The organism is Pseudomonas sp. AC242 (assembly GCF_979258655.1).
On record NZ_OZ409873.1, the window covers coordinates 761,053 to 774,233 of the forward strand.

A 13,181-nucleotide genomic window follows, 5' to 3' on the forward strand; every position below is an offset into this window, starting at 1 on the left:
GATGAGTTATGTTTTTAGCGATATGGAAAAAACAGCGATCTTTAACGCAGCCAATATTTGCAAAGGTATGAGGCTTCTCTCAAAAAAAATTGAGTACGAGGCACTGGGAATAGCGGGGGCTAACTGCGCTCCCCTGTATCAAAAGCTATTCGATATTATCGGCAAAAGAGTTTCTGAGGTTACCGCTGTCGATCAAGAAGCGGGAGAAATTCTGAAAAGTGCCAGGCTCTGGCTTGCCGTGGCCATTGATGCCAACGGTGGAAACGGTGCCTACTCCGCTCTGATTCGCGGTTATACGTCGCGGCAAGGTGAACTGAGATTGAATAAAATTTTCAGTGAAGAGCTGATGCAACTGTCATCGAATCAGGTCGCCGCCAATTTCATCAATACCTTGATCGACGGATCTCTCGCCGGTCGACTGGCACCCTGGACGGTGCCGTCCATCAGCCAGATTGCAGAGATTGATGCCAGTGCGATCGGCAAGGCACTGTTTAGTGAGGCTTGCGGAGAGAAAGATACAGCCGTGAGCCATAACGCCGGTTGGTCCGGGACAGTCGGGTTCAGCCTGCTGGGTGGAATGCCACCCTATGAAACCTGGAGATTAATCTCCGCTGGTGATGCGGAGCGGGAAGATGGCGGCCCACCAATTCAGGCACAAGCCAACAGGCTCGATGACTATAAAAATATTCTGTTCGCCATCGATTCATACAGTGTCGGCCTGCGAGCGGCGATCAGCAATTTCGGCATCAATCCATTGCAAAGTCTGCTTTCTGTCGTGCCGGAGCAAATCAATATCGCGCTCGCCAGTGGCAGCCTCAATCCCCTGATTCAGCATGTCGTGAAAGGCACGCCGGTTTCCGCCGTGGTCGACCTGATGTTGCGTTACGGCCAGAATGAATTTCTGGACATGTTCAAGCGCACCTACGACGGCGATTCAGCAGCGCCACCTACCACGGATGAAAGCTTCGCCACCAACGCTTACGCATTCTTCTCGGCATTTCCACCAGAGCAGAGCAGTCCTAAAGCATCGTCACCCGATCAATAGGTGAATACGGAAACGCGAATTCATGGGCAAAACTGGCTGGCGAGTCGACACCCATCGGCCTGGCGCTGCGCAATTCCCTGAAGCAACTCAGTGAAATCGTCCTTGAGCGAGCTGACGGTTACCCCGGACGCGGACTGGAGCTCTACGATCCGCTGACTGGCGAAGGTTTCATTACCGCGCAATGGCTCACCGATCGTGCGCAGATGTTGGCCCGTTTGATTGCCCGAACTCAGCGCTCGTTTGGAGAACACTCGCTGCAGAAGTTTTCCTACTCCGATCTCGCCTCAGCCAAACAGGTGCCGATGACCACGGGTGTGTTGAACTCGCTGGTCATGTTCGGTGATGACGGCGCGCGGTCTTTCGCGGGCGGTGCGAACACTGATCATCTTTATGGTGGCGCGGGCAATGACACGATCAACGGGCTGGCAGGTCACGATGTCATTGAGGGGGGACGCGGCAACGATTTGCTTGCCGGAGGCGACGGCAATGATGCGCTGCACGGAATGGCCGGTGATGATGTTCTGGTCGGAGGAAAGGGTAACGACTCTTTGATCGGTGGCGAGGGCAGCGACCGCTATGAGTTTTCCAGCGGTGATGGCATCGATGAAATCTTCGACGCCACCCCAAATGGGCAGCTATGGATCAACGGCTCGCCGATTCCTTCACTCAAACGTCGCGCCCCTTTGGGCAATATCTGGTCGACCGAGGATCAGGCCATCACCCTGACCCTCATCGAAGAACTCACTGAACCCACGCTCAACATCAAATATGGCCTGAACGACCTCGTCGTTATCAAGAACTTCCGCTCCGGGCTGCTTGGCATCCGACTTCCTGAATACCAAGGCCATACGGTCTCTGCTCCCGATCTGGTTCTTAAGGGCGACTGGAAAGCGAAAGATTTCGACCCCAATGTGCCCGGGGATCAGTTCTCATACGATGAGCTGGGCAACGCCTTGCTATTGGCCAACGTAAAACAGAGAAACAAGGCCGATGTGCTTTACGGCTCTGCCAAGGACGACGTCATTCTCGGACTTGGCGGTTCTGATCGATTGTTCGGCAAGGATGGAAACGATCAATTGTTTGGGGATAAACAGACGACGCTCGAAAAAGCCATGGCCGCTGGCGACGTTAAAGGGAAAACAGCTCGAGGTGATTGGCTTGATGGAGGAGCAGGTCACGATTTGCTCATCGGTACGGCATCCCAGGACGTGCTTCTGGGCGGTAACGATCGGGATACGCTGATTGGAGGTGCGGGGGATGACATTTTATCAGGCGATGAAACGACCGGCGCGCTGGAGCAGAAATGGGGATTCAAACGCGTCGACGTTCTTATAGATGGTGGTGTCACCAGTCACCGAACTGTCTTTTCAAGGGCCTCCTTCAACAGTTCGACGCAGGGTGATAACGATGTTCTCTACGGCCAGGGCGGTCGTGATGTTCTCAATGGTGGATGGGGCGAGGACCTGCTTGATGGCGGAACTGAAGATGATCTTCTTTCGGGGGATGGTGGAAATGACACGCTGGCCGGAGGAAGCGGTAACGACACAATGATGGGCGATAACCTCGACTGGGGCGGTGGCCTGCAAAGCAAACACCATGGCAACGATGTATTGGACGGTGGCAGTGGCGATGATTGGCTCACTGGTAACGGTGGAGCCGACGCGATTTATGGTGGCTCAGGCAATGACACTCTCAAGGGGGATGACGATGTACTGAACGGCGTTGCCGGGGACGCCGCCCACTTTTTTGGAAATGACCTGCTGGACGGTGGTGCAGGAGACGACAAGCTCTGGGGCGGTGGGGCGGATGATCTGCTGCTCGGAGGTGAAGGTAACGACGCGCTGGCCGGGGATTATGCTGAGCATCCGGTTCGTTATCACGGCAATGATTTACTTGATGGTGGAGCGGGCGATGACACACTTCAGGGAATGGGTGGCTCCGATACCCTGATCGGTGGGGCAGGAGCTGACGCGATGGATGGCGATGTGTCCAACCTGCAGTCAGGTGGAATCAACAATGATTACCTTCAAGGCGATGAAGGAAACGATACCCTTTTGGGCGGCTTGGGCGCCGACACGCTTTATGGCGGCGCTGATGATGACATTTTATCCGGCGACTATGAGCAGACAGCCGAGGCCGAACACGGCGCAGATTATCTGGACGGTGGATCAGGCAACGATACCTTGTTGGGCGGTGGTGGCAACGACACGTTATTGGGCGGGGAGGGCGTAGACCACCTTCGCGGCGATTCCGGCAATAACGTTTTTGATGGCGGTGCCGGTAACGACGTGCTGGAAGGCCATGACGGTGCTGATGTTTACTATTTCGGCGCTGGCGATGGTCTGGATACTGTTACCGATGCCGGCGGCCGCAACATCATCAGGTTCGGCGCAGGCTTTTCTGCACAAAGTCTGAAAGCCGACATTATTGAAGTTGCCGTCGGCACGGTATTGCGGCTGGCCAACGGCGCGGGCGACGCGATACTCATCAAGAGTCACGAGCAGTGGAAGGATTCCACATTCAGTTTCAGCGATGGCGTTGTACTTGATTATGAGGATGTCCTGCGTAAAACATTGCCGCCGATAAAGGTGCCCGAGTCACCTGTACCGGAAGTTGTAACCGCCTCAGGAATCCAGCAAAGCAAAGTTGAAGATCCGGTTCAGCCAGACGATGTAACCATCGCGGCGCAACGCCCTGTGGCATCTGATCACCCCGTTGACTGGACTGAAAAATTCCTCGCGCAAATCAAATCCAAGCGCTACGCCCGCAAACACGCCACAGGTTTCACCTTGAGTGATCAAGGCGTCTGGGTTCGCAGTCATATCACGACTAGCGACACCGGTTACATCACTCACACCGAGCTGAGCGATGACGGCGTCGAAACGGGAACACTGTCTGACGCGCCGCCATGGATGAAGGTTGATGCAGGGCATGCCGTGGTCAGTGAAAGGCAGTCGAAAACCACAACCCGTGTCGAACATAAGCAGGTGAAAGCCGATGGGGCGATAGCCTCTTCGAGTCAGGCGCCTCGCTATTATCGATCCGGCTCGGCCAACGGCTTTTCATTCAATACCGGAGATGTATTGGTTGAAGACCGTAAGGAATCCGGCACGCTTGAGGGCTGGTACATCTATCCGGCAGCAAGCTTCGGTTCGGGGGAAACGGTGCCCAAGGCGTTTCGCTGGGATGTCACAACTGAAACGATCAAACGCAAAATCGTCTCTGGCGACGATGCCGGCGGGCGAGTCAACGTCGAAGTGGAAAACGTTTTCCACGGCGGTGCGGGAGACGATCTGATTGTCGCTTATGCAGGCTCCCCACTTGACTACGGCACTGTCGGCGACAGAACACCGGGCGCGTTTTTATCCGCAGGTGCAGGTGACGATACCTTGCTGGGCTCCGAGGGCGCTGACTATCTGGTCAGCGGGGCAGGGGATGATTGGCTTTACGGTGAAGACGGTGCCGACACCTACATCGTGCAAGCGCACGCCGGAGCAACTACCACGATTGCGGATGTGCCGAACCCTTTTTTCCACCGAGCAGAAGTTGGCGCAGCGGGGTGGAAAGACAAGTACGGATTGATCGATCAGGACACGGTCGTCCTTCCAGCAGATGCGCAGCGCAATGCACTGCAATTGAGCTGGGGTGCTGCGCTGATAGAAACCACACATGTCGAGCTGGAACCCAACCCTGGTCGCGGGGCACACCGCAATCCGCCAAGAGCGAAAATGCTCCATCCGACACTCGATATCAATTGGGGTGGGATACAGAAAGTTCGCATCGTCCTGCCCCTCAACGGTGAACTTGAGGGGGCCGGGATTGAGCTCTTGAATTTCGCCGATGGGTCGGTCGTGAGTTTGAAGCAACTCTTGGAGTCAAGTCAGCTGGGCCCTGCGCCCGAGACTTTTCATACGGGTGTAGCCGTTAACAATTCAACGCGTTTTACGTCTCTACGAGACGGACGGGCGCTGCCGTTAGTCGGTGGTCGAGGCAACGACACGATAAGCGGCGCGGGGGAAATCCGAGGCATGGAAGGGGATGACGTGCTCACGGGCAGCCCCGGTGATGATCTGCTGTTGGGTGGGCCGGGCAATGACACGCTGACCGGCGGCGCCGGAAATGATATCTACCGATACGATGGCCTCGGCAGGGACGTGATCATCAATCGCGGAGACGGCCTTGACGGGATCGACTTTTCCGAACGCAGGCTGACGATCGACAGCTTGAAGTTTCACCGTGAGCGCGATGATCTGGTGATCGTGGTGGATTACGGCATGGCACCGAAAATCCGGGTTTCCAATCATTTTGCCGCAGGCGAAAGCGCAATCGGCTTCATAAGAGCCAGCGAAGGAACAGCGACTCAAGACTACAGCGCGATGCAGATTGCTGAACGTCTGCACCCGCTTCCGCCATTGAGGGATGTCGAAGACATTTTGATAAAGGGCGACGAAGAAGCGCAGCGGGCGATGACGGAGATCATTCAGTTTTACGAGCTGAATGTCTGAGTCGTATGGCGACTGATTGAGCCAGCTCGCGATGGGAATCCAGTCGTCATCGCGAGCATCGCGTCAGTTCAATACTGCGTCAAATCCGCCAACGGATGCCGCCCCTCCCAAACCTTGTGAAAGTGCGCGTCAACCACCGCATCCGGCACATTGTTGATATCCGGCCAGTGCCAGTGCGGCTTTTGATCCTTGTCGATCAACCGCGCGCGAACCCCTTCGCTGAACTCCGGATGCCGGCAGCAATTGAGGCTCAGGGTGTACTCCATCTGAAAGACTTCGGCCAACGACATGTGCCGGGCGCGGATGATCTGTTCCCAGACCAGATGCGCGGTCAGCGGCGAGCCTTCGCTCATGGTTTTCGCTGCTCGGGCAATCAACGGATCGCTGCTGTTGCGCTGCAGGCTGATGGCTTTCCAGGCGCAGGCCACATCGCTGACGTCGAGCAGTTCGTCGATCTGCTGCCGCCGTGGCAGCCACTGCGCCTCGGGCAACTGCGCCACGGCTTCCTGCTGCAGGGCCTTGAGCAGGCTGTTGAGTTGCATGTCGGTCTGTTCCTGCCAATTCAGTTGCAACAGGCCTTCGATCAGTTGCGGCTGTTGTTCGTCGAGCAGGAAGCGATCGGCCAGATCCAGATCGATCGCATCACGGCCGTTCATGTGCGCACCGGTCAGGCCCAGAAACAAGCCGAGCTTGCCCGGCAGCCGGGCGAGAAACCAACTGGCGCCGACGTCCGGATACAGACCAATGGTGATTTCCGGCATGGCCAAACGACTGCTCGGCGTGACGATCCGCGTACTCGCGCCTTGCAGCAAGCCCATGCCGCCGCCGAGCACGTAACCATGGCCCCAGCAGATCAGCGGTTTCGGATAGGTATGCAGGCTGTAATCCAGACGATATTCCGCGCTGAAAAACTGCGCGGCCAGCGGGGGTACCTCGCCGGGGTGGGCACGACAGGCCTCGACCAGGCTGCGCACCTCGCCGCCGGCGCAGAAGGCCTTGGCGCCGTTGCCGCGCAGCAGCACGCAGACGATTTGCGGATCCTTGGCCCAGGCGTTCAGTTTGTCGCTGAGGGCGTTGATCATCGGCAGCGATAGCGCGTTCAGCGATTGTTCAGCATCCAGGCTGGCGATACCGATGCGGGCGCCGTCGGTGCCGGTGAGTTCTTCGAAGTGCAGATTCATCGTGACCTCGATCGGGAATTTGAACGATCAGTATGATCGTTGTGTGGGAAAGTGCCGGATCTGCGTCAGATCAATTGACAAGCGTGGTCGGCTTTCCTAGGGTTCGCCCCATTGTTTTTGCCGGGTATGACCATGACTGCTGACGACCGTATCAAACTCGAACCGAGCTGGAAGGAGGCACTGCGTGCTGAATTCGACCAGCCTTACATGGCAGAGTTGCGCCAGTTTCTGCAGCAGGAGCGGGCGGCCGGCAAGGAAATCTATCCGCCGGGGCCGATGATTTTCAATGCCTTGAACTCGACGCCGCTGGATAAAGTGAAGGTGGTAATCCTCGGCCAGGACCCGTATCACGGCCCGGGGCAGGCCCACGGTTTGTGCTTCTCGGTGCAACCGGGCGTGCCGGCACCGCCGTCGCTGGTCAACATCTATAAAGAGTTGAAGCGCGACCTCAACATCGACATTCCCAATCACGGCTACCTGCAGAGCTGGGCCGATCAGGGCGTGCTGATGATCAACACGACCATGACCGTCGAGCGCGCCAACGCCAATGCGCACAAGGACAAGGGCTGGCAGTTTTTTACTGATCGGATCATTGAACTGGTCAGCGAGCGCCAGCCGCATCTGGTGTTCATGCTCTGGGGCGCCCATGCGCAGAGCAAGCAGAAGCTGATCGACGCGACCAAGCATCTGGTGCTGACGTCGGTGCATCCGTCGCCGTTGTCGGCGTATCGCGGGTTTTTGGGTTGTGGGCACTTTAGCCGCACCAACAAGTTTCTTGAGCAGAATGGCGAGACGCCGATCGAGTGGCGTTTGCCGCCGATCTAAAAAGCATCGCGAGCAGGCTCACTCCTACAGTTGAAATGCGCTCCCCTGTAGGAGTGAGCCTGCTCGCGATGGGGGCAACTCGGTCTTACTCGGGATTACGATTCCAGTATTTGAACAATGGCTCCGCCAGAAACAGCACAAACAGCAACCGCATCACCTGCATCGCTGTCACCAGCGGCACAGACAGTTGCAGCGTCTCCGCCGTCAGGCTCATTTCGGCGATGCCGCCAGGCATCATGCCCAGCGTCAGTGAACGCAGATCCAGATGAGTGAGCGCGCTCAAGCCCAACGCCGCCAGTGAGGCGATCAACATGGTCAACGCCGTGCCAATCAACGTCCGCCCCATAAAGGATGGCGCGCGACGGAAAAACTGCCGATTGAAGTGGCAACCCAAACCGCTGCCAATCAACCACTGGCCAATCTGACTGCCGCCATTGGGCAAGCCAATGTGCAGATCCCAGCCAATGCTCACCGCCGCACTCACCAGCAACGGCCCGAACAACCACGGATTGGGTTGGCGCAAACGCTGCCAGAGCCACGCAAGCAAACCACCCGCCGGAAATAGAAACGCCAGCCAGCGCCAATCGACGCTGCCGGCATGAGAAATCGGTGTGCCATCGCCAAGCAAATACTTGAACGCCGCCGGCACGCACAGCACCACCACCAGCACGCGCAAACTCTGCCCCGCCGCAACATGACTGAGCATCGCGCCGTTGCGCGCGCCGAGGTTGACCATCTCCCCCGACCCCCCCGGCATGCTGGAAAAAAACGCCGTGGCGCGATCCTCGCCAGTACGGCGCATCAACCACACACCGACCACCGCCGACAGGCTGGTGACCAGCGCGCCGAAGAAGATCAATCCGAAATGACTGAGCACCTGTTCCATCACCACCGGGGTGAAGTGCAGGCCGATGCCAATGCCGACAATCCACTGGCCGCACTTGCGGCCGCCAGGGATTTCCGTGAGTTGCCACGGGGTCAGGCAGCGCACGAGGATGATCGCCAGCAACGAGCCGACCATCCACGGCAGTGGCCAGCCGATCTGACTGGCGAGATAACCGCCGAGCAGACCGACCAGCGGGGTTCCCCACCAGGATTTCAGTGAGGCGCGATCAAACATCGGCGATGGCGCGACGCGCGACCGAACGTTTGCGCCAGATGCGCAGCAGCGGCATCAGCAGCATGATCGCGGTCAGCACCCAGACACCGAAGGTGATCGGGCTCGACCAGAGGATCTCCAGCGCACCGTTGGAAATCGACAGCGCACGACGCAGGTTCTGCTCCATCAGACCACCGAGGATGAAGCCCAGCAGCACTGGCGACAACGGGAAGTCGAGTTTGCGCAGGATGTAGCCGAAGATACCGATGCCGACCATCAGGAACAGGTCGAACGTGGTGGCGTGCACCGCGTAGACGCCGATCCCGGTAATGATCGCGATCACCGGCACCAGTGCCCAGTTCGGCACCGCGAGGATGCGGGTGAAGATGCGGATCATCGGAATGTTGAGGATCACCAGCATGATGTTGGCGATGAACAGCGAGGCGATCAGGCCCCAGACGATGTCCGGTTGTTGCTGGAACAGCAGCGGGCCCGGGGTGATGTTGTACAGCGACAGCGCGCCGATCATCACCGCCGTGGTGCCCGAACCTGGCACGCCCAGCGTCAGCATTGGCACCAGCGCACCGCAGGCCGACGCGCCAATGGCGGTTTCCGGCGCGGCGAGGCCACGGGCATCACCCTGACCGAATTTGCCGCTGGCGCCGGCGATGCGTTTTTCGGTCATGTAGGCCACGGCACTGGCCAGCGTCGCGCCGGCACCCGGCAATACGCCCATGATGAAACCGAGCAGGCCGCAACGGATGTTCACTACGAACACCGAAGACGCTTCCTTGAAGTTGAACATCATCCGGCCGGTAGCTTTCACTGCTTCCTGGCCGCGATGGGTTTTCTCCAGCAGCAACAGAATTTCACTGACCGAGAACAGGCCCAACACCAGCACGACGAATTGAATGCCGTCAGTCAGGTGAATGTTGTCACCGGTAAAGCGGTAAACGCCGCTGTTGGCGTCGATGCCGACGCTCGACAGGAACAGGCCGATCAACGCCGCGATAAAGGTTTTCAACGGTCGATCACCGGCCATGCCGCCGAGACAGACAATCGCAAACACCATCAGCACGAAGTATTCCGCCGGACCAAAGGCAATCGCCCATTTCGCCAGCAGCGGCGCGAACAACACCATGCCGCAGGTGGCGATAAACGCGCCGATAAACGAACTCCACGCCGACAGCGACAGCGCTACACCGGCCAGACCTTTGCGGGCCATCGGGTAGCCGTCGAGGGTGGTCATCACGGTCGACGCTTCGCCCGGAATGTTCAGCAGAATCGAGCTGATCCGCCCACCGTATTCGCAGCCCAGATATACCGCCGCGAGCAGGATCAACGCCGACTCCGGCGGCAGGCCGAGGGCGAAGGCAATCGGAATCAGCAGTGCCACGCCGTTGATCGGACCGAGGCCCGGCAGCAGGCCGACGACAGTGCCGATCAGTGTGCCAGTCAGGGCCGTGACCAGGTTGTACGGGCTCAGCGCGACGCCGAAGCCTTGACCCAAATAACCGAGGGTATCCATATCAGTTCTCCAGCACGTCGAGCAGGCCAAGGGGCAGCGGAACGTCCATCACACGGTCGAACAGCAGGTACAGACCGATGGCCATCAGCGTCGTCACCACGATGCTCGGCATCCAGCGACCGCCATACAGGCGCGCCATCGGAATGCCGATGAGGATGCTGCTGAGGATGAAACCCAGCGGTTCGAAGAGGCCGGCGAACACCAGCAGCAGTGCGACGCAAATAGCGATCTTGGTCAGGGTTTCGCGATCCAGTGGCGGCTCGTCTTCACTGTGTTTGATCGGCGCCGGACGGAACACCATGTACAGCAGCGCCGCGCCCATCAGGCCGAGCATCAGCAGAGGGAAGGCGCGCGGGCCCACCGGTTCGTAGGAAAAAGCCGCTTGGTACGGCCACGCCATCAATGCCAGGCCGGCGCAAACCAGCAACAACACGGAGGCGAAAATGCGTTGAATAAGCATGGGAGCTCCTGTGCTGCGTCCCCGTCAGCGGGAACGCAGCCGCTAGACAGGGACGATCACTGGATCAGGCCGAACTCTTTGGCCAGCACTTTGTAGTCAGCGACCTGCTTCTTCACGTAGGTGTCCAGTTCCGGGCCAGTCATGGCGAACGGGAACAGTTCACGCTGATCGCGCAGCTTGGCGAACTCCGGCGAGGCCAGCAGTTTGTCGAACGAGTCTTTCCACCAGGCGTAATCTTCGTCGCTGACTTTTGGCCCCAGGTAGAAGCCGCGCACTACCGGCCAGACGATGTCGTAGCCTTGCTCGCGCGCGGTCGGGATGTCTTTCATTTCCGGCTCGTCGAGACGCTTGTCGGCGAACACTGCGAGCAGACGCATGTCACCGCTCTGGATGTGCGGCATGGAGTCGGAGATGTCGGTACTGCCGACCTGGATGTGTCCGCCGAGCAGGGCGGTAGCGATTTCGCCGCCACCTTCGAGGGCGACGTAACGCAGGTCACGCGGGTTGATCCCGGCAGCCTTGGCGATCAGGGCGGTTTGCATCCAGTCCTGGCTGCCGACGGTGCCGCCGGAACCGATCACCACCGAGCTTGGATCTTTCTTCAGAGCCTGAACGAGATCGTCGAGGGTCTTGTAGGGCGAATCGCTTTTCACCGCGATGGCGCCGTAGCTGGTGCCAACCGCTGCCAGCCAGCGCACGTTGGTTTCATCGAAGCGCCCGAACTTGCCTTGGGCCAGGTTCAGCAACGAACCGCTCGACCACGCCACCAGCGTGCCGGCATCGGCAGGGCGCTGAGCGACCACGGCGTTGTATGCCACCGCGCCGACACCGCCGGGCATGTAGGTGACGCGCATCGGTTTGGTCAGCAGTTTTTCGTTGACCAGTGCGCTCTGCACCAGTTTGCAGGTCAGGTCGAAACCACCGCCGGGGGAGGCCGGGGCGATACATTCCGGACGTTTCGGTTCAGCCATCAGTTGGCCGGCAAACAGGATGCAACTGGCGGCCAGTGCAACTTTACGCAGTGACAGGTTCATTCGATTCTCCACGGGCATTGTTGTTATTCGACGTGTTTTTCTTCAGCCGGCCATTACCACAACGCAACGCTGTAGCTCACCAGCAAACGCACTTCGTCTGCATCGCGAGCCGAGTAGTTGGAGCGGTAAGTGGCATTACGCAAACGCACGGCGACATCCTTCAAGGCGCCGCTTTGTACTACATATTTGATCTCGGTGTTGCGTTCCCACTCTTTGCCTTCTTCGCCGTTCTTGAGCTTGATGTTGTCACCGCTCAAGTAGCGGCTCATGAAGCTCAGGCCTGGAATGCCGAGCTTGGCGAAGTCAAAGTCGTAGCGAGCCTGCCAGGAGCGTTCTTCTGCGCCGGCGAAATCGTTGATCTGCACGAAGTTGACCAGATACGGGTCGCTGCCATCGACATACGGGAAGGCGCTGTCGCCGGACATGTGCTGATAACCGGCGCTGAACTTGTGCCCGCTCAGCGCATAGCTGACCAGGCCGTTGAGCGAGCGGTTGTCGATCTCGCCGCCACGGGCTGCGCCTTGGTCATCGCTGACGGCGAAACGCAGGTCAGTGGCAAACGTGCCCGGGCCCATTGGCCGTGAGGCGACCAGGCCGAAGAAGTGCTGGTTATAGACTTCGTCGAGTTGAGCGAAGTGGTAACTGCCGGTGATCTTGTCGGTGAACTTGTAATCCACGCCGCCAAAATCGAAGTGCTTGCCGGCGGCGGTGCCGGCAAAACGGCTGTTCTTGTTATTGAGGGCGATGTCCTCGAAATCGGTGCTGTCGCGATCCTTGGCTTTCTCCAGACGGCCACCGGTGAACGTCAGGTTCTTGATCTCTTTGGAGGTCAGTAAACCGCCTTCAAAGGTCTGCGGCAGAATGCGTCCGTCATTCGGTTTGAGGATCGGCAGTTCGGGAATCAGGCTGCCGATTTTAAGTTCGGTGGCAGAAATTTTCACTTTTCCGGTCAGGCCGACTTTCGAGTATTCGTCAGCCGCGCGCCCATCATCGTGGGTCGGCAGCAGGCCGGTGCCGGTGCGGTCCGGACTCGAATCAAGTTTGACGCCAAGCATGCCTAACGCATCGACACCGAACCCGACGGTGCCATCGGTGTATCCCGATTGCAGATTGAGCATGAAGCCTTGAGCCCATTCGTCACGCTTGGACTGCTGGGCACTGGTGCCATCGCGAAAGTCGCGGTTGAAATACATGTTGCGGGTTTCGAAGGTGGCGCTGCTGTCTTCAATGAAGTCGGCAAAACTCAACGGCGAAAAACCGGCAAGAGCGGCGGCACTGACGAGGGCGGTGTGGCTGAAACGGGAAGGGCGAACAGGCGTGGACGCCTGAGGCTGCATGGACGGCATGCGGGTGTACTCCGTTTATTGTTCTTATTGGTCGAAAACGCTTCGAGGCGTTTTTCGTTGCGCTGTGTGGCATCAGCGACGGCAGTCGGAACTGTCCGTGGGCCGACTCTAACCAGCTAACCTTTCGCTAACCTTTCAGCAGACTTTCAAGGTTTTCG

At 58.4% G+C, this 13,181-nt stretch carries 9 protein-coding genes; 3 read left to right on the forward strand and 6 right to left on the reverse strand.

Annotated features, from left to right (window positions below; genetic code table 11):
• The first annotated feature begins 1 nt into the window (after window position 1).
• Window positions 2–1,045, forward strand: a complete 1,044-nt coding sequence (locus ACZZ0A_RS03470) for a hypothetical protein (RefSeq protein WP_463542520.1) — start codon at window positions 2–4, stop codon at window positions 1,043–1,045.
• 203 nt (window positions 1,046–1,248) lie between these two features.
• Entirely contained in the window at window positions 1,249–5,550 is a 4,302-nt protein-coding gene (locus ACZZ0A_RS03475; protein WP_463542521.1) for a calcium-binding protein, read from the forward strand.
• A 68-nt stretch (window positions 5,551–5,618) separates the two neighbouring features.
• Here ACZZ0A_RS03475 and ACZZ0A_RS03480 read toward each other — a convergent pair whose 3' ends face one another.
• Window positions 5,619–6,731, reverse strand: coding sequence for an enoyl-CoA hydratase/isomerase family protein (locus ACZZ0A_RS03480; RefSeq protein WP_463542522.1), 1,113 nt, complete (start codon window positions 6,729–6,731; stop codon window positions 5,619–5,621).
• 132 nt (window positions 6,732–6,863) lie between these two features.
• Here ACZZ0A_RS03480 and ung point away from each other — a divergent pair, with 132 nt between their 5' ends.
• Window positions 6,864–7,556, forward strand: a complete 693-nt coding sequence (gene ung / locus ACZZ0A_RS03485; protein WP_007911441.1) for a uracil-DNA glycosylase — start codon at window positions 6,864–6,866, stop codon at window positions 7,554–7,556.
• An 85-nt stretch (window positions 7,557–7,641) separates the two neighbouring features.
• Here ung and ACZZ0A_RS03490 read toward each other — a convergent pair whose 3' ends face one another.
• The 5 genes from ACZZ0A_RS03490 to ACZZ0A_RS03510 are packed head-to-tail and all read right to left on the reverse strand — an operon-like array spanning window position 7,642 to window position 13,023.
• Window positions 7,642–8,676: an AbrB family transcriptional regulator gene (locus ACZZ0A_RS03490; RefSeq protein WP_463542523.1), complete on the reverse strand. Its 1,035-nt coding sequence runs from the start codon at window positions 8,674–8,676 to the stop codon at window positions 7,642–7,644.
• Entirely contained in the window at window positions 8,669–10,183 is a 1,515-nt protein-coding gene (locus ACZZ0A_RS03495) for a tripartite tricarboxylate transporter permease (RefSeq protein WP_007911435.1), read from the reverse strand. Before ACZZ0A_RS03495 ends, ACZZ0A_RS03490 begins: the two co-directional genes overlap by 8 nt.
• A gap of 1 nt (window position 10,184) precedes the next feature.
• Window positions 10,185–10,643, reverse strand: coding sequence for a tripartite tricarboxylate transporter TctB family protein (locus tag ACZZ0A_RS03500; protein ID WP_007911434.1), 459 nt, complete (start codon window positions 10,641–10,643; stop codon window positions 10,185–10,187).
• A 56-nt stretch (window positions 10,644–10,699) separates the two neighbouring features.
• Window positions 10,700–11,677, reverse strand: a complete 978-nt coding sequence (locus ACZZ0A_RS03505) for a Bug family tripartite tricarboxylate transporter substrate binding protein (RefSeq protein ID WP_007911432.1) — start codon at window positions 11,675–11,677, stop codon at window positions 10,700–10,702.
• Between the two features lie 53 nt (window positions 11,678–11,730).
• Entirely contained in the window at window positions 11,731–13,023 is a 1,293-nt protein-coding gene (locus ACZZ0A_RS03510) for an OprD family porin (RefSeq protein ID WP_007911430.1), read from the reverse strand.
• Window positions 13,024–13,181: the final 158 nt, after the last annotated feature.